This window comes from Mesorhizobium sp. DxT, from assembly GCF_058448885.1.
On record NZ_JBZFLJ010000013.1, the window covers coordinates 35,055 to 50,735 of the forward strand.

A 15,681-nucleotide genomic window follows, 5' to 3' on the forward strand; every position below is an offset into this window, starting at 1 on the left:
GATATTGCTGAAGGTGCACAACCTTCATGATCCCATGCAATATTGAATGTTATTTTTGGCCATCGCTGTATTTATTTTTGGACATCGCACAATGGATTCATGAAAACCAAAATATCAGGCAAGAATTTATATAAGATATTCGGTGGCAGCGCCGAAGACGCATTGAAGCTCCTCGAAGCAGGAAAAGACAAAGACGAAATATTCGAGGCAACGGGACAGACCGTCGGCGTGAACGACGCAAGTTTCGAGGTCGCCGAAGGCGAGATTTTCGTCGTCATGGGACTTTCGGGCTCCGGCAAGTCCACTTTGGTTCGCATGATCAACGGGCTGATCAAGCCCAGCGCCGGAGAAATTCTGATTGACGGCGTCGATGTCGCCACTTGCTCGGACGAGCAGCTTCGGTGGGTGCGGCGCGAGAAGGTGGCGATGGTCTTCCAGCACTTCGCCCTCTTCCCGCATAAGACGGTCGCCGACAACGTCGCCTTTGGCCTCAAGATCAAGGGCATGCCCGCCGCCGAGCGGCGCGAGAGGGCGCAGGCGGCCCTCGATCAGGTGGGCCTCGGCGCACGTGCCGACAGCTACCCGGACGAGCTTTCCGGCGGTATGCAGCAGCGTGTCGGCCTTGCCCGCGGTCTCGCCTCGGAGCCCGAAATCCTTCTGATGGACGAGCCGTTCAGCGCGCTCGACCCGCTCATCCGCAGCGACATGCAGCAGGAGCTCATCGAGCTCCAGCGCTCGCTCAAGAAGACGATCGTCTTCATCACCCACGACCTGAACGAAGCGCTGACGCTCGGCAGCACCATCGCGATCATGCGCAACGGCGCCATCGTGCAGACCGGCAGCGCCGAAGAGATCGTCGGCAGCCCGGCCGACGATTACGTTGCCGCCTTCACCAAGGACATCGACCGGTCGCTGGTCTTCACCGCCGGCAGCGTGGCACAGCCGGACGAGGCACTTGAGCTCGCTGCAGCCGACCTGAAATCGGCGCTCGCCGCCATGGAGCGGCTGGACAGGGACGCGATCCACCTCGTCAACGACGGCAAGCCGGCCGGCATCGTAACCTATCGCGAAGCCAACGCCGCGCTGGGTCGCAAAGGCAGCACGCTTCGCGATGTCCTGAACGACGACTTCCCTGCGGCCGAGCCCGACACACGGCTGTTCGATCTCTACGAACTGGCGCAGACCGGCCTTCCGATCGCGCTCACCAATGGTGACGGACGGCTCTCCGGCATTGTCGAGCCGAAGGCGGTCTTCGCGCAGCTTTCAGCGGGAGGCGCCTGACATGATCAGCCCATCCGATTTCGACTTTCTCGCAATCCCGTTCGCCGACTGGATCAACCTGTTCGTTCGAGACTGGCTGGTGCCCAACTTCCGGCCCTTCTTCCGGTCCATGCAGTGGCCGGTGAGCCAGGTGCTGAATGGCCTGTCCACCTTCCTAAACGCCACGCCTATGCTGGTGTTTACCGCCGCGCTCGCGCTGATCGCCTGGCGTACGGCCGGACGCGGCGTCGCCATATTCACGCTGGTCGCGCTCGTCTTCATCGACCTGATCGGGCTCTGGCCCGAAACGATGACGACGCTGGCCATGGTCGTCACGGCGGTGTTCTTCTGCGTGGTGATCGGCGTTCCGCTGGGCGTGCTTGCCGCGCGCAGCGACATCTTCCAGGCGGTGCTGCGGCCGATCCTCGACATCATGCAGACGATCCCGTCCTTCGTTTATCTGGTACCGATCGTCATGCTGTTCGGCGTCGGCGTGGTGCCGGGCATCATCGCGACGATCATTTTCGCGCTGCCGCCGATCATCCGGCTCACCAATCTCGGCATCAGGAATGTGCGCCACGACCTGACGGAAGCCGCCGTCGCGTTCGGCGCGACGCCGTGGCAGTCGCTGGTGGAGGTGCAGTTTCCGCTGGCGCTGCGCACCATCATGGCCGGCCTCAACCAGACGCTGATGCTGGCGCTGTCGATGGTGGTCATCGCCGCGCTCATCGGCGCGGGCGGGCTCGGCCTGACCGTGTTCACCGGCCTCGGCCGGCTGGATGTCGGCAACGCGACGGCCGGCGGCGTCGGCATCGTGCTGCTGGCCATCATCCTCGACCGCATCAGCCAGGCGCTCGGCGAAAAACGCTCCGTGCGTACGGTCTCCCTGATGGAGACGATGCGATCCCTTTTCTCGCCGCGGCGCGACGCCGCTGCCGGCGAGTCGCAGCGGGCAGGCTGACCTGTCCCGACCGCGTCTTGCGCGGTTCCATGCCCCGTGTCCGCGCGGGGCGAAAGAAGAAAGCAAGGAGACTGACATGAACAACCATAACCTATCGCGGATCTTCGCCATGGCCCTTGCGGCCGGCACGATGCTTACCGCACCGATGGCGATCGCACAGGGACAGGAAGGCCCCGGCGCCGGTGTGACCGTGCGCATGGCCCAGGCCACCTGGGACACCGGCTGGTTCCCCGCCGCCGTCTACAAGCAGCTTCTTGAGCGGCTGGACTACACGGTCGAAGGTCCGACCACGCTCGACAACCCGCCTTTCTACCAGGCGGTTTCGCAGGGCGACCTCGATCTGTGGGTCAATGGCTGGTTCCCGCTCCACAACAGCTATGAGGACACCTATTCGCAGGGCGCCGAGCTCGTCGGCAATGTCGCCGAAGGCGGCGCGCTGGAAGGCTACCTCGTCGACAAGGCTTCCATCGAGAAGTTCGACATCAAGTCGCTCGAGGACTTCAAGCGCGACGAGGTCAAGGAAGCCTTCGACCGGGATGGCGACGGCAAGGCCGATCTGGTTGCCTGTCCGCCCGGCTGGGGCTGCGAGATCACCATCGAGCATCATCTCGACGCCTACGAGTTGCGCGACCACGTGAACCCGATCAAGGCCAGCTACTCCGCCTCGATGGCGGATGCCGTGGCAGCCTATGGCGAGAGCGACCCGATCCTCTTCTACACTTGGACGCCGAACTGGACCGTCGACACGCTGAAGCCCGGCGAGGACGTGATGTGGATCGAGGTTCCCGAGGTCAACCTGCCTGAAGCGCAGAAGGACCTTGAGGAGGCCGCGACGCTCGACGGCGTAAACGGCTGCATCAACGATCCATGCAAGCTCGGCTTTCCGGCCAACGACATCCGTCCAGTGGTCAACTCTGCCTTCCTGGAAGAGAACCCGGCCGTGCAGGCGCTGCTTGAGGCCGCCTCGATCCCGATCGAGGACATCTTTGCCCAGAACGCGAAGATGAATAACGGCGAAGGCGACGCCGAGGACATCGAGCGTCACGCCAGCGAGTGGATCGAAGCCAATGAGGAGCTCGTCTCCGGCTGGCTCGAAACCGCCCGCGCCGCTGCCGACTGATCGGCCGGACGCATCAAGATCACCCATCCGCCGGACACGGCGGGTGGGTCCCCTCCGATACCGCCCGTCTTTCCCGGTCGGGCTATGTTTCCCGGGAACTCAGCCCCACGGCCTCCGCCTTTGAAGGCGTCTCCGCGACGGGCTCCCGATCCATTGCAATCTCATCTTTTTCGTCGCCGAGCGACCGCGGGCGGTGCACCAGCGTCACCAGCACGAACGAGATGATCATCAGCAGGTACCAGGCGCCGAGCTTGTGGATCGACACCGGCGTCCAGCCGGCCTCCTGCCCCGGATAGAGCCAGGCGCGCGACCATGTGCCGATATTTTCAGCGAACCAGATGAACAGCGACACCAGCAGGAAGCCGACGAGCAGCGGCATCCGGTGGCGGAACCGGAAAACGCGGTAGTGCACCGTCGTGCGCAGGAACAGCAGTGCCGTCGCCGCAAAGAGCACGATGCGCAAATCGACGATGAAGTGATGCGCGAAGAAATTGACGTAGATCGCAACGGCCAGCAGCACCGTCGCCCAGAAGGGCGGATAGTGCGTGTAGCGCATGTCGAAGATGCGGCTGACGCGCGCCAGATAGGAGCCGACGGCCGCATACATGAAGCCCGAAAACAGCGGCACGCCGGCGATGCGGAAGAAACTTTCCTCCGGATAGACCCACGAGCCCGCGCCGGTCTTGAAGATTTCCATCGCGGTGCCGACGACGTGGAAGATCAGGATCACCCTGGCTTCAGCCAGCGTCTCCAGCTTGAGGCCCAGCATGGCGAGCTGGATACCGAGCGCGGCGATAAACAGGAAGTCGTAGCGACTCACGATGCTCGCATCGGGCCACAGCAGGCGCGTGCCGATGATGAGCGCCAGCATCGCCCCGCCGAAAAGGCATGCCCAGCCCTGCTTGAGGCCGAAAACCACGAACTCCACCACCGCGCCATAGCGGCCGCGTGCCGGCAGCCGGTCGAGCACCGCATGCGCGGCGGCGTCGATCCGCGCTTCGAGCGACGTGAAGCGCCTCAATCGGCAAGCGCCGCATTGATGCGCGACAGGAACCTGGCGAGGTCGTCGGTGACGTAGTCGACGTCATCCTCATTGTCGGCGTCGCGCTCCCATATCTCGGAGAAGGTGGGCTCGAAATTGTTCGGCACGATCAGCACCGTCGTCATGCCGAGCGCCTTGGGCACGGCAAGGTTGCGGGCAAGATCCTCGAACATGACCGCGCGGGGCGCATCGACGCGATGCAGGCCGACGAACTTGTCGTAGGTCTCGCGCGCCGGCTTGGGCGTCAGGTCGGCTGCAACGATGTCGAAGATGTCGTCGAAATGGTCGAGGATGCCGAGCTGACGCGCCGTGCGCTCGGCGTGGCCCCGGTCGCCGTTGGTGAAGATGAACTTGCGGCCCGGCAGCGTTCGGATGGCATCGCCGAGCGCCGGGTTGGGATCGACCCAGGAATAGTCGATGTCGTGCACCTTGTTGAGGAAGTCGTCCGGGTCGATGCCGTGGCGCGCCATCAGCCCGTTCAGCGTCGTGCCGAACTCGCGATAGAGCTCCTTCTGCAGTGCGCGCGCCTCGTCGCGCGGCAGTTGCAGCAATTCCGACACATAGGCCGTCATCTTCACATCGATCTGCGAAAACAGGTTCGAGTGATGCGGATAGAGCGTGTTGTCGAGGTCGAACACCCAGTCGGTCACATGGGCGAAGCGCGCGGGATCGGGAAGGTTTGTCATGGTATCTGACTAGACGATTTCATAGTCCGAATGAAGCGCCACGATAATTCGGCGAGTGTGTCGAATTGGAGATGCCCTCGCAACGACCGATTCACTTTCCCCTGCCATGAGGTCCGCCAACGGAAGGATCGTCATGAAGCAGGTTTTGGCAAAGGCAGCGTTGTTTGCCGTGGTCTCGGCAGCAGCGTCGCTCCTGATTGTGGTCGCACTGGTGCCGCTCATCGGCGGGGTCGTGGAAGGCAACGCGCTGTTGATGGCGCTGCTTTGCCCGCTGGTGATCGCCTTTCCCGCGAGCGGCCACACTTTGTGGCAGAAGAAAAAGCTCTCCGACGCACTGCTCGAACTGACCCGCGCCCATGACGAGCTTGCCGATGCTCATATGCAGCTCGCCGAGGCGCATGCGCGGCTGTCGGAAAAGGCCCGTCACGACGACATGACCGGCCTGCTCAACCGCGAAGCCTTTTTCGCCAGCTTGAAGAGCCTGCGGCGGCGTACCGACAGCGGCGCGCTGCTCATCATCGACGCGGACAACTTCAAATACATCAACGACACGCACGGCCACCAGCAGGGCGACGTGGCGCTGAAGCTGATCACCGAGGCGATCCGCACCGCCCTGCGCGAGGACGATCTCGTCGGTCGCATCGGAGGCGAGGAATTCGGCGCGTTCCTTGTCGGCGCCGATGTGAACGAGGCCGTCGAGGTGGCCGAACGCATCCGCCTTGCCGTCGAGGCGATCCATTTCTCGCCGGGCGAAGGCAAATACCTTCCGTTGTCGGTCAGCATCGGCGCCTCCAGGCTGCGCCAGCAGCTGACATGGTCGGAAATGATGCGTGAAGCAGACCGGCGGCTCTACGAGGCCAAGCGCCGCGGTCGCAACCGAGTCGTTTTCGAGACCGTCGCAAAAGCGGCCTGACCAGGGAAAGCCGCATGAGGCCAGGCACAGCCCCCACAAGGAAGACGGGTAAGGAACGGGTGTCGTTTTTCGCAGCTCCATTGCAAGCGTGAGCGCACGGGTCTAGACAGCGCTCGTCCCTCACGCGCCGTCTCCCATGGAACTCTGGATACCCATCACCATCGCTGCCGCGTTCCTGCAGAACCTGCGTTCTGCGGCGCAGAAGCATTTGAAGGCCGTGATGGGCACCACCGGGGCGACCTTCGTGCGCTTCGGTTTCGGCCTGCCTTTCGCGCTGCTCTTCCTGCTCGTGCTCAGCCGCCTTGCCGGCTACCAGATCCCTTCGCCCAACGGCACGTTCCTGTTCTGGGTGGTGGTCGGCGCTTTCGGCCAGATCTCGGCGACCTTCCTGCTCATCCACCTCTTTTCTTACCGTAACTTCGCGGTGGGCACTGCCTATTCACGCACCGAGCCAGCACAGACGGCGCTGTTCGCGCTGCTCTTCTTCGGCGAGCGGGTCACGGGTGGAACGCTGCTTGCAATCGCCGTCAGCGTCTTCGGCGTCATGCTGATATCGGTCGCGCACATGCATATGAGCTGGCGCAATCTCGTCGCCTCGATCTTTGCGAGGCACGCGCTGATCGGGCTTGCCTCCGGCACGCTGTTCGGCATCGCTGCTGTCGCCTATCGCGCGGCCTCGCTGGCGCTGGGCGGCCCGAACTTCATGATGCAGGCAGCCGTCACCCTCGCCTGGACGATCACGCTCCAGACGCTCGTCATGGGCGGCTGGATGCTCTGGAAGGACCGCGCCGAGATCGGCCGCATCGGCAAGGCGTGGAAGGTCTCGCTGTTTACCGGCTTCGTCGGCGCGACCGCCTCGTTCGGCTGGTTCATGGCGATGACTTTACAACAGGCAGCGGTTGTGAAGGCACTGGCCCAGATCGAAATGCTTTTCACCTTCACCGCCTCGGTGTTCTTCTTCAAGGAGAAGATCAACCGGCTGGAAACCGCCGGTTGCCTCCTGATCGTCGCCGGGATCCTGATCCTCGTGCTCGTGGGCTGAATTACTGGCTGTCCCAGGCTGAGGCCGTGTCGGAACCGTCCAGCTCGGCAAACAGCGCCAGCGCCGCGTTGATGCCGTTGATCGCGGCGGGCCAGCCGCCATAAGCCGCCATCTGCAGGATGATCTCGAGCACCTCCTGCCGGTTCGCGCCGGCGGCCAGCGTGTGCTCGATATTGACCTTGAGCTGCGGCGCGGTCTGCCCGCCAAGCACCGTCAGCGCGGCGACCGTGGCGAGCTGGCGCGTCTTCAGGTCCAGCCCGTCGCGCGCGTAGAGCCGGCCATAGGCGGATTCGATCAACGTTTCCGCAAACCCCGGCAGTGCCGTGTCGTAGTGGCCTGCAAGGATCGCTTCCAGTTCGGGGTTCAGTTTCCTCGCTATATCGCGACCCTTGTCGAGCGCCGAACGCTCAATCGTTTGGTCAGTGTTCATCGTGTTGGTCCTTTCGGCCGTCCTCGGCGCGGTAGCGCGCTTCGATTTCGGCGTAGTTCTTGATCTTGTAGTCGAGCAGTTCCAAGCATTCGGTCAGCTCTGCGATCTTCTGCAGCACGGCCTCGCGCTGCTGTTCCAGCATCACGCGCCGCTCAGCCGAGCTTTGGTCGCCGTCGCGGCGGAGCCTTGCATAGGTCTCGACATCGGCAAGCGGCATGCCTGTGGCCTTGAGCATCTTGATGAAACTCAGCCACGCGATGATGTTCTCGTCATAGGCGCGCCGCCCCGCCTGCCGCCACGGCGGATCGATCAGGCCGAGCTTCTCGTAGTAGCGCAGCGTATCGATGCTGAGCCCGGTGCGCCTTGCGACGTCGCCGATCTTCATGGCTGCGGCAAGTCAGCGGAAAGGGCTTCTTCGAGCCGCGCACTGTCCTCGCAGAACTGGTAATGCGCGATCTTGCCGTTGCGCAGGCGACAGCGCAGGACCCAGTCGCAGGCGAAGCGCTTTCCGGTACTCGCAACAGTGTGGTCGAGCTGTCCGCTGGCAAAGGCGACATCGTCGCCCGAACCGACATGCTCGATCGTCAGCGATTGCCGGCTGAAAGTGCCTGCCAGCGCGCCCAGAAACGCTTTCAGCCCGTCATGCCCGACATAGCGCCCATAAGGTGGAACCGAGGGCTTGGATTCGGGGCGGACGCCGATGAAGACGGCGTCTTGTGAGACGAAACCGCTTGCTGCGGCCACGTCGCCGGCCTTCAGCGCATTGAGGAAATTCTCGATGGTGGTTTGTTGCTGCATATGTGCATCTCCAGTGTGTGCACACATGCATCTACTTGCTGGAGTGAACTCCAGGTCAAGCGCCTTTCTGCAATCGCATGGAAATTTCCTGCCTGCACCGGACGCGCATCACATTCGGCCATTAGAACGAAAACCGGCTCGCGATCCCGCTGGGGCCAACCATCGGGGGTCACGAGCCGGGTCGCCTGACGCACCGGGCAATCTGTTCCCGGCGGCATCGGCCAGGCGGGGATATGTTGGGCTATTTGACTATGATCGCGACGGTGCCCGACTGATAGCGTTTCACTTCCGAGCCCGCCTTGAGGCCGGTGCCGTTCACGGCGCGCGTCGGGACGCGTCGCTTGCACTCGTTGCTGACGCGGCTGGAAAGTCCGCCGTCGGAATATCTCACCAGGTCCGACTTGGGTATGCGGCGTAGCACCGTCTCGAAGCTTGGTGCGGGTTGGCCGCAGCTATCAGCGCGATAGGCAGTGATGTGGCGTGTCTCGCCGACAGCCAGTTCGCGTTTGACGTCGGCGCTGTCGACGCTCACGCAGCCGGCGAGCGCAAAGAGAAGCAAAGGTGCGAGGCGATGGTACATGCGATGTTTCCTTCAGTCGTTGCCTGAGACGGTGCCGTGTGGCCGTCATCGACAGAAGCTTCATCGAAATTCGCGATCCGTCGTCTGCAAAATGGGTCGATTGCCGGAAACTGCCGGAAAAGAGGACGTGGAAGCAGCTGAAAGAGGGCCGGAACAGCGCGACCGGCGGCACTTTGTGCCGCCTAGCAGTCGCCCGACAAGCGTCGTCACCAACGCGCGGCATGTGCGGGAATCGCTTGAGGCAGCCCTGCCTGCGCCCGGCCCGTGCCCAACCGGGAGCGGGAATCGGCTCGCTAACCGGCTGTGTCTGACCGCCTATGCCGCCTAGGGCACGATCAGCGTGCCGGCGCCGTGGTGCGTGAAGAGTTCGAGCAGGACCGCGTGTGGGGCCTTGCCGTTGAGGATGACGACGCCCTCCACCCCGCGCTCGATCGCCTCGATGCAGGTTTCCACCTTGGGGATCATGCCACCGGAGATCGTGCCGTCGGCGATCAGCGCGCGCGCCTCGCCGACCGTCAGTTCGTCGATCAGCTTCTTGTCCTTGTCGAGGACGCCCGGCACGTCGGTCAGGAACAGGAGCCGCGAGGCGCTGAGCGCGCCGGCGATTGCGCCGGCGAACGTATCGGCGTTGATGTTGTAGGTATGGCCGTCGCGGCCCGGCGCCACCGGCGCGATCACCGGGATCATCTCCGAGCGGGCGAGCAGGTCCAGAAGCGTGCGGTCGACCTCCACCGGCTCGCCGACGAAGCCGAGATCGAGCACGCGCTCGATATTGCTGTCGGGATCCTTGATGGTCTTGTGCGCCTTTTCGGCAAACACCATGTTGCCGTCCTTGCCGCACAGGCCGATCGCCCATTCGCCCTCGGCGTTGATGAGCGCCACGATCTCCTTGTTGATCGATCCGGCCAGCACCATCTCGACGATCTCGACCGTCTTGCGGTCGGTGACGCGCAGGCCGCCCTCGAACTTGGATTCGATGCCCATCTTGTTCAGCATCGCGCCGATCTGCGGCCCGCCGCCATGCACGACGATGGGGTTGACGCCAGATTGCTTGAGCAGCGCGATGTCGCGGGCGAAGGCCTGGCCGAGCTCGGCGTCGCCCATGGCGTGGCCGCCATATTTCACCACGACGGTCTTGTTCTCGTAGCGTTGCATGTAGGGCAGCGCGGCAGAGAGAAGGCGCGCCTGCTCTTCCGCAGTGGCAAGCTGGTCCGTCGTCATGGAGGAAACCTCGGGATTGCTGGGCATTTCGGTCGGCGGCGTCTTAGCCGCAAACGCGACCCCGCGCAAATGGTTCGCCGTCAGCCGAAGGCATGCGAAAGCATGAAGGCGCAGACGAAACCCGCGGCCGTGATCAATCCGGCAAAATCATGCGCCGTGTCGAAGGCTTCCGGGATCATCGTGTCGGCGATCATGGCCAGCATCGCGCCGGCGGCGACGCCCTGCGCAATGGCCACGTAATGCGGCGGCGCGCCGGCGAAGAGATGGAAACCCGCCACGGCACCGATGCCGCACAGAATGGCGATGGCGCTCCACAGGCCGAACACGAAGCGGCGCGACAGGCCCGATGCTTTCATGCCCGCCGAACTCGACATGCCTTCCGGCACGTTGGACAGGAAGATGGCGATCACCACCGGCAGCGATACGCCTTCTCCGTCGAGCAGGCTCAGCCCGATCACCATCGATTCGGGAATGCCGTCGAAGACCGAACCCAGCGCGATCGCCATGGCCGCCGTCGCGGGTGCCGCTGCGGACGCCGACGAGCGTTTGCGGCCGCCGGCATCGCGCCGGGCGAGGTAGAGCGCGCCGAGCGTGAAAGCCATCGCCCCGACCATGAAGCCGGTGGCCGAGGCGGCGATACCGCCCTTGCCGGCAGCGTCATCCATCAGGTCGAACGCGATAGCTGAGATAAGCACGCCGCTGCCGAAGGCCATGACGGCGGCGACTATGCGCGGGCTCGGCCGCGCGAACCAGCCGATCGCGGCGCCGACCAGCAGTGCGCTGCCGCCGAAAAGTCCCCAGCCCAATGCCGTCAACGCACCCACAAATCGATCCCCCTGCGCGGTGGTCAAAACGCTATAGCCACGGCACGACGAGGGCAACATCGCTGCGCCAACCGATGGCGCGGCGTGGTTCTGGCAATGTCCGCCGCCTCGGCTATTGAGCCGAAATGTCAAAAACCGCCACCATAGGGCGCGTTGCCGCGCAGACGCCGTGGCGCGCGGAGTTCCGCGCCATGCTGGCGCTCGCCTGGCCGATGATCCTGACCAATCTCGGCCAGACCGCGATGACGGCAACGGACGTGATGATGATGGGCCGGCTGGGCCCGGAGGCTCTTGCCGCCGGAACGCTCGGCGCGAACCTCTATTTCGCGCCGATGATGTTCGGCCTCGGGCTGATCCTCGCCGTCTCGCCGATGATCGCCTTCGAGCTCGGGCGCAAGCGCCATTCCGTGCGCGATGTGCGCCGCACCGTCCGGCAGGGCTTCTGGGTTGCGCTGTGCGTGGCCGTGCCGGTGTGGCTGCTCCTATGGCACACGGAGGCGATCCTCGTCGCCATGGGGCAGGACCCGGCGCTGGCGGCGGAAGCCGGCCGTTACGTGCGCGTGATGCAGTGGGCGATCCTGCCCTTCTACTGCTTCATCGTGCTGCGCTCCTTTATTTCCGCGCTCGAACGGCCCGGCTGGGCGCTGGTGATCGTCTTTGCCGCCGTCGGCTTCAACGTGCTGTGCAACTGGGCACTGATGTTCGGCAATCTGGGCTTTCCGGCGCTCGGCATCGTCGGCGCGGGTGCCGCCACTACGCTGTCGAGCCTGCTGATGTTCGGCGGGCTGGCGCTGGCCGTGTCGCTCGACCGGCGCTTCCGCCGCTACCGGCTGTTCGGGCGCTTCTGGCGTTCCGACTGGCCGCGCTTCCGGCAGTTGCTACGGCTCGGCCTGCCGATCGCGGGCATCATCACCTTCGAGGTCAGCATCTTCAACGCCGCAGCCCTCATCATGGGGCTGATCGACGCCGTGTCGCTGGCCGCCCACGCCATCGCCATCCAGATCGCCTCGATCTCGTTCATGGTGCCGATGGGCGTGTCGCAGGCCGCCACCGTACGCGTCGGCCGCGCCTATGGCGCCGGCGACCGGGATGGCGTGACGCGCGCCGGCTGGACGGCATTCGTCATGGGTGTGGCGTTCATGGCCTGCATGGCGGCGCTGATGTTGTTCGCGCCGTACCTTTTGATCCGCGCCTTCATCAACCTGTCGGACCCGGCCAACGCGCCGGTGATCGGGCTGGCGGTCACCTTCCTGGCGCTTGCCGCGATGTTCCAGATCGTCGACGGGGCGCAGGCCGTGGCCGGCGGCATGCTGCGCGGCTTGCAGGATACGACGGTGCCGATGGTCTATGCGGCGATCGGCTATTGGGGCGTCGGGCTGACGCTCGGCGTGTGGCTCGCCTTCCCCGGCGGGCTCGACGGCGTCGGAATCTGGATCGGGCTTTCGAGCGGCCTTGCCGTCGTAGCCGTGCTGCTTCTGGCCCGCTGGCTGCGCCGTGACCGGCTTATGGATCCCGCACCTGCACCAGCGACGGCAGGCGCGGTCAATCCATAGGCAGCGACGTTTCCCGCCCTTCGTCGGATACGTCCTGGCTCGCCCGCGAAATGTGCCGATTGAGCAGTGCGGCAGCGAATTTGTAGTCGCCGGAAGCGATCGCCTCCAGAATGCCGAGATGGTCCTTGCAGGCCTCGTCGAGCCGGCGCTTGCTCAGCTTGGAGAAGTCGCTCAGCTCGGTCATCCGCCGCAGGCTGTTCTGGCGCTGCAGGCTCTGCACCAGGAACCGGTTGCCCGACCACGACACGATGGTCTCGTGGAACCTCGCATTCGCGCTGAACCAGTCGACGCGGCTGATCTCGTGGATGGGGCGCTCGAGGATACCGCGCTGGTCGCGTTCGAGCGCCTTGATCTGCGCCTCGTCGGGCCGGTAGTTCGGCACCAGCAGCGCGCCGCATTCGACGATCAGACGGAACTGGTAGCTCTCGTCGACGGCCTCGTCGGTGACGAGGCATTCGGCGAAGCGCCAGCCATGGCCGGCACGGCGGCTGGCGATGCCTTCGTCGGACATGCGCATGAGCGCACGCCGCACCGCGCCTCGCGTCGCGCCGAACTGCTCGACCAGCTCGGTTTCCGAAACCTCCTCCGCGATCTCGCCGGTGGCACGCGCGCTCATCAGGCGATCGTAGAGGCTCTGGCTTTCGGAGGGCGGCACCATGCCCTGGATGCTTTCGCCCGAAGCCAGCGCACGCACGAGCTGGAAACCCCTGCTGCCGTTCTGTTCGAGAAGCCCCTGCGCGGTCAGTGCCTGCAACACCTGGCGGACCGGGGTGCGCGAGACGCCGAACTCCCGGGCCAGCGCCGAATCGGAAACCTTCTCCTTGGCCGCCCAGCGCCCTTCGGAAATCAGTGCCAGGACCTTGCGTGCGATCTCGACCTGAAGGCTGCTGAGTGCGGCGGGTTGCTGCGAGTCGTTCGGGGAAACCTGCATCGGGCCTCTGGTCGTGCTGCCGTCTCAGGCAATCGGTTGCGGCTGTCGCGCCACCATGACAGGTGGTCGCCGCTTATTCAAACGCATAATAAATAGGCATAAAACGAATTTCACTCAAGAACCTATAGACATATGTTTTCTGTATCGATAAAGAACATTTTGTGACGCGCCTTGTGGAGTACCAATGCCGGTCGAACCCTTTCCCTTCATCACCGTTTCGGGCGGCGCCTTCGAGCGTGGCCGGCAATACGGCATGCTGCTGACGTCGCGCATCCGGCGCAGCGCCGACCTGTATGGCGGCTCGCTCCACCAGCTCGGCCTTCCTGCAGAGCGCAAGGCAGCGCTGATCCAGAGCTATGCCGACTGCATCGCAGAGTTCGACGAGAGCTACATCGAGGAGATGCGCGGCATCGCCCAGGGCTCGGGCGTCGCCTTCGAAGACATCGTGATGATCAATGCGCGTACCGAGATCGTCGCTTCGGCGCGGGCCGAACTGAACAAGCCCGAACCGGACGAGCCCGATGACGGCTGCACCTGTGCCCTCATCATGCCGGAGCGCAGCAGCACCGGACACCTGATCCATGGCCAGAACTGGGACTGGCGGGTGGAATGCGCCGAGACCGGCGTGGTGCTGCGGGTGCGGCAGGAGAACGGGCCGGACTTCGTCACCTTCGTCGAGGCCGGCGGGCTTGCGCGCAGCGGCTTCAACGCCGCCGGCACGGCAATCACCGCCAACTATCTGGAATGCGAGCGCGACTTCACCCAGCGCGGCGTGCCGCTGGGCGCGATCCGTCGCAAGGTGCTGCAGAACGAGCATTTCGCCCGCGCCATCAAGGTCGTGGCGACGACGCCGAAGTCCTGCTCCAACAACATCATGATCTCGACGTCTGCCGGCTTCGGCATCGACTTCGAATGCGCGCCGGACGAATCCTTCCCGCTCTATCCCGAGGACGGGCTGCTGGTGCATGCAAACCACTGGGTGAGCCCGGTGGCGCTCTCCAAGCTGCGCGACACCGGCATTCCCTATGTGCCGGAAAGCTTCTACCGCGACTGGCGCGTGCGACGCCTGCTCGAAGAACGCGGCCCCCTTCTCGGCCGCGCCGACCTGAAGGCCGCGCTGTTCGACGACTTCCTCACGCCGTTTTCGGTCTGCCGGCCGCCGCGCGAGAACGAGGCGAGCAACATCTCCACGACCGTCGCCATGGTCGTGATCGACTCGTCCAAGGGGTTCATGGAGATCGCAGCCCTTCCGGCGCTCAACCGCGAGTTCCGCACATACGCGCTGGACGACGACGCGCTGCTGCCGGCGGACGCCGGAGCGCGTGCTATAGCGGCATCCGTGGAGAACTGACGGTGCTTCGCTTCGCCATAGGCCGCATAGCGATGGCGATCCCGACGCTGATCATGGTCGGCGTCACGGTGTTCATTCTGGTGCGCATCATTCCCGGCGATCCGGCATCCCTGATGCTGGGCGATGTCGGCGACGCGGCGGCGCTGGCAGCGCTTCGCGAGCGGCTCGGGCTCGACCGCAGCCTGCCGGAGCAATTCGTGATCTGGGCCGGCCTGCTGCTGCAGGGCGACATGGGCACATCCATCGCCACCGGCCAGCCAGTGCTGCAGACCATCATATCGCGCTTCCTTATCAGCCTGCAGGTGGTGGTGCCTGCCGTGATCCTTTCCACGCTTGTGGCCGTGCCGATGGGCATGCTGGCGGCATGGCGCCAGAACAAGACCAGCGACATCGCCCTTGTCACCTCTGCGACGCTGCTGATGTCGATCCCCACCTTCTGGATGGGCATGCTGATGCTGCTCCTGTTCGGACTGAAGCTCGGTTGGCTGCCGATCGTCGGCTATGTCAGCTTCTCCGAAAGCGTTCGCGGTGCCGCCCTCTACCTCGTCCTGCCGATCTTCACGCTGTTCCTGCACGAGGTCGGCGTGATCCTGCGCATGGCACGCGCCTCCACGCTGGAAGTCCTCGGCCTCGACTACATTACCCATGCTCGCGCCAAGGGGCTGCCCGAGAGTACCGTGATGTGGCGCCATGCATTCCGCAACGCCTTCGGGCCGACATGGACGCTGCTCGGCCTCATCCTCGGCAATCTTCTGGCCGGCGTCGCCATCATCGAGACCGTCTTCACGATCCCCGGCCTCGGCCGGCTGCTGGTCGAAGCGATCTTTGCCCGCGACTACCCCGTCATCCAGGGCTGCCTGCTGTTCATCGCCGGCATCTACGTGCTGGTGAACCTCGTCGTCGACCTGCTCTATCCGATCTTCGACCCGCGGGTGACGGCGCAATGAGAACCTATCCGCCGAACCTCGT

17 protein-coding genes are annotated in these 15,681 nt (G+C 64.4%); 8 read left to right on the top strand and 9 right to left on the bottom strand.

Features of this window, described 5'->3' with window-relative positions; all coding sequences use genetic code 11:
• The first annotated feature begins 99 nt into the window (after positions 1-99).
• From ACVJNE_RS21035 to proX, 3 genes are all read left to right on the top strand, one after another.
• Positions 100-1,281 (top strand): quaternary amine ABC transporter ATP-binding protein, encoded by a 1,182-nt coding sequence (locus ACVJNE_RS21035; RefSeq protein WP_499568761.1) that lies wholly within the window; start codon positions 100-102, stop codon positions 1,279-1,281.
• Between the two features lies 1 nt (position 1,282).
• The gene (locus ACVJNE_RS21040; RefSeq protein WP_499568762.1) at positions 1,283-2,221 is read left to right on the top strand and encodes an ABC transporter permease; all 939 of its coding nucleotides are present in this window, start codon (positions 1,283-1,285) and stop codon (positions 2,219-2,221) included.
• A gap of 76 nt (positions 2,222-2,297) precedes the next feature.
• Positions 2,298-3,341: a glycine betaine/L-proline ABC transporter substrate-binding protein ProX gene (gene proX, locus ACVJNE_RS21045; RefSeq protein WP_499568763.1), complete on the top strand. Its 1,044-nt coding sequence runs from the start codon at positions 2,298-2,300 to the stop codon at positions 3,339-3,341.
• Between the two features lie 82 nt (positions 3,342-3,423).
• On the opposite strand, the gene ACVJNE_RS21050 is transcribed toward proX, so the two are convergent.
• Together ACVJNE_RS21050 and ACVJNE_RS21055 are read right to left on the bottom strand one after the other, a co-directional pair.
• Positions 3,424-4,362 (bottom strand): DUF817 domain-containing protein, encoded by a 939-nt coding sequence (locus tag ACVJNE_RS21050; RefSeq protein WP_499568764.1) that lies wholly within the window; start codon positions 4,360-4,362, stop codon positions 3,424-3,426.
• Positions 4,359-5,069, bottom strand: a complete 711-nt coding sequence (locus ACVJNE_RS21055; RefSeq protein WP_499568765.1) for a pyrimidine 5'-nucleotidase — start codon at positions 5,067-5,069, stop codon at positions 4,359-4,361. Before ACVJNE_RS21055 ends, ACVJNE_RS21050 begins: the two co-directional genes overlap by 4 nt.
• Before the next feature lie 133 nt (positions 5,070-5,202).
• Between ACVJNE_RS21055 and ACVJNE_RS21060 the strand changes: the two genes are divergently transcribed.
• Both ACVJNE_RS21060 and ACVJNE_RS21065 read left to right on the top strand, forming a co-directional pair.
• On the top strand, positions 5,203-5,982 hold the full coding sequence (locus ACVJNE_RS21060) for a GGDEF domain-containing protein (RefSeq protein WP_499568766.1): 780 nt from the start codon (positions 5,203-5,205) through the stop codon (positions 5,980-5,982).
• A 136-nt stretch (positions 5,983-6,118) separates the two neighbouring features.
• On the top strand, positions 6,119-7,024 hold the full coding sequence (locus tag ACVJNE_RS21065) for a DMT family transporter (RefSeq protein ID WP_499568767.1): 906 nt from the start codon (positions 6,119-6,121) through the stop codon (positions 7,022-7,024).
• 1 nt (position 7,025) lies between these two features.
• Here the strand turns inward: ACVJNE_RS21065 and ACVJNE_RS21070 are convergent, their stop codons facing one another.
• The 6 genes from ACVJNE_RS21070 to ACVJNE_RS21095 form a co-directional block, all read right to left on the bottom strand.
• A complete protein-coding gene (locus tag ACVJNE_RS21070; protein ID WP_499568768.1) occupies positions 7,026-7,454 on the bottom strand; it encodes a carboxymuconolactone decarboxylase family protein in 429 nt (142 codons plus the stop codon).
• On the bottom strand, positions 7,444-7,839 hold the full coding sequence (locus ACVJNE_RS21075) for a MerR family transcriptional regulator (protein WP_499568769.1): 396 nt from the start codon (positions 7,837-7,839) through the stop codon (positions 7,444-7,446). Before ACVJNE_RS21075 ends, ACVJNE_RS21070 begins: the two co-directional genes overlap by 11 nt.
• Complete coding sequence (locus tag ACVJNE_RS21080; RefSeq protein WP_499568770.1) at positions 7,836-8,252, bottom strand: nuclear transport factor 2 family protein; 417 nt, start codon at positions 8,250-8,252, stop codon at positions 7,836-7,838. Before ACVJNE_RS21080 ends, ACVJNE_RS21075 begins: the two co-directional genes overlap by 4 nt.
• Positions 8,253-8,493: 241 nt before the next feature.
• The gene (locus tag ACVJNE_RS21085) at positions 8,494-8,832 is read right to left on the bottom strand and encodes a hypothetical protein (RefSeq protein ID WP_499568771.1); all 339 of its coding nucleotides are present in this window, start codon (positions 8,830-8,832) and stop codon (positions 8,494-8,496) included.
• 324 nt (positions 8,833-9,156) lie between these two features.
• Complete coding sequence (gene argB, locus ACVJNE_RS21090; RefSeq protein WP_368801843.1) at positions 9,157-10,053, bottom strand: acetylglutamate kinase; 897 nt, start codon at positions 10,051-10,053, stop codon at positions 9,157-9,159.
• 80 nt (positions 10,054-10,133) lie between these two features.
• Positions 10,134-10,877, bottom strand: coding sequence for a ZIP family metal transporter (locus tag ACVJNE_RS21095; RefSeq protein ID WP_421928422.1), 744 nt, complete (start codon positions 10,875-10,877; stop codon positions 10,134-10,136).
• 191 nt (positions 10,878-11,068) lie between these two features.
• Here ACVJNE_RS21095 and ACVJNE_RS21100 point away from each other — a divergent pair, with 191 nt between their 5' ends.
• Positions 11,069-12,430 carry an MATE family efflux transporter gene (locus ACVJNE_RS21100; RefSeq protein WP_499568847.1) on the top strand — a complete coding sequence of 454 codons (1,362 nt, stop codon included), beginning with the start codon at positions 11,069-11,071 and terminating at the stop codon, positions 12,428-12,430.
• Here the strand turns inward: ACVJNE_RS21100 and ACVJNE_RS21105 are convergent.
• Complete coding sequence (locus ACVJNE_RS21105; RefSeq protein ID WP_499568772.1) at positions 12,420-13,361, bottom strand: GntR family transcriptional regulator; 942 nt, start codon at positions 13,359-13,361, stop codon at positions 12,420-12,422. The genes ACVJNE_RS21100 and ACVJNE_RS21105 overlap by 11 nt on opposite strands.
• A 184-nt stretch (positions 13,362-13,545) precedes the next feature.
• Here ACVJNE_RS21105 and ACVJNE_RS21110 point away from each other — a divergent pair, with 184 nt between their 5' ends.
• Both ACVJNE_RS21110 and ACVJNE_RS21115 read left to right on the top strand, forming a co-directional pair.
• Positions 13,546-14,712: a C45 family autoproteolytic acyltransferase/hydrolase gene (locus ACVJNE_RS21110; RefSeq protein WP_499568773.1), complete on the top strand. Its 1,167-nt coding sequence runs from the start codon at positions 13,546-13,548 to the stop codon at positions 14,710-14,712.
• Positions 14,713-14,714: 2 nt separating this feature from the next.
• Positions 14,715-15,659: an ABC transporter permease gene (locus ACVJNE_RS21115; protein WP_499568774.1), complete on the top strand. Its 945-nt coding sequence runs from the start codon at positions 14,715-14,717 to the stop codon at positions 15,657-15,659.
• The last annotated feature ends 22 nt before the right edge of the window (positions 15,660-15,681 follow it).

What these genes read in the sequence shown, in the direction of transcription:
- ACVJNE_RS21100 (WP_499568847.1), top strand. Translation starts at nt 11,069, where the DNA reads ATGCTGGCGCTCGCCTGGCCGATGATCCTGACCAATCTCGGCCAGACC.
- ACVJNE_RS21105 (WP_499568772.1), bottom strand. Translation starts at nt 13,361, where the DNA reads ATGCAGGTTTCCCCGAACGACTCGCAGCAACCCGCCGCACTCAGCAGC.
- ACVJNE_RS21035 (WP_499568761.1), top strand. Translation starts at nt 100, where the DNA reads ATGAAAACCAAAATATCAGGCAAGAATTTATATAAGATATTCGGTGGC.
- ACVJNE_RS21085 (WP_499568771.1), bottom strand. Translation starts at nt 8,832, where the DNA reads ATGTACCATCGCCTCGCACCTTTGCTTCTCTTTGCGCTCGCCGGCTGC.
- proX (WP_499568763.1), top strand. Translation starts at nt 2,298, where the DNA reads ATGAACAACCATAACCTATCGCGGATCTTCGCCATGGCCCTTGCGGCC.
- ACVJNE_RS21040 (WP_499568762.1), top strand. Translation starts at nt 1,283, where the DNA reads ATGATCAGCCCATCCGATTTCGACTTTCTCGCAATCCCGTTCGCCGAC.
- ACVJNE_RS21055 (WP_499568765.1), bottom strand. Translation starts at nt 5,069, where the DNA reads ATGACAAACCTTCCCGATCCCGCGCGCTTCGCCCATGTGACCGACTGG.
- ACVJNE_RS21070 (WP_499568768.1), bottom strand. Translation starts at nt 7,454, where the DNA reads ATGAACACTGACCAAACGATTGAGCGTTCGGCGCTCGACAAGGGTCGC.
- ACVJNE_RS21080 (WP_499568770.1), bottom strand. Translation starts at nt 8,252, where the DNA reads ATGCAGCAACAAACCACCATCGAGAATTTCCTCAATGCGCTGAAGGCC.
- ACVJNE_RS21060 (WP_499568766.1), top strand. Translation starts at nt 5,203, where the DNA reads ATGAAGCAGGTTTTGGCAAAGGCAGCGTTGTTTGCCGTGGTCTCGGCA.
- argB (WP_368801843.1), bottom strand. Translation starts at nt 10,053, where the DNA reads ATGACGACGGACCAGCTTGCCACTGCGGAAGAGCAGGCGCGCCTTCTC.
- ACVJNE_RS21075 (WP_499568769.1), bottom strand. Translation starts at nt 7,839, where the DNA reads ATGAAGATCGGCGACGTCGCAAGGCGCACCGGGCTCAGCATCGATACG.
- ACVJNE_RS21065 (WP_499568767.1), top strand. Translation starts at nt 6,119, where the DNA reads ATGGAACTCTGGATACCCATCACCATCGCTGCCGCGTTCCTGCAGAAC.
- ACVJNE_RS21110 (WP_499568773.1), top strand. Translation starts at nt 13,546, where the DNA reads ATGCCGGTCGAACCCTTTCCCTTCATCACCGTTTCGGGCGGCGCCTTC.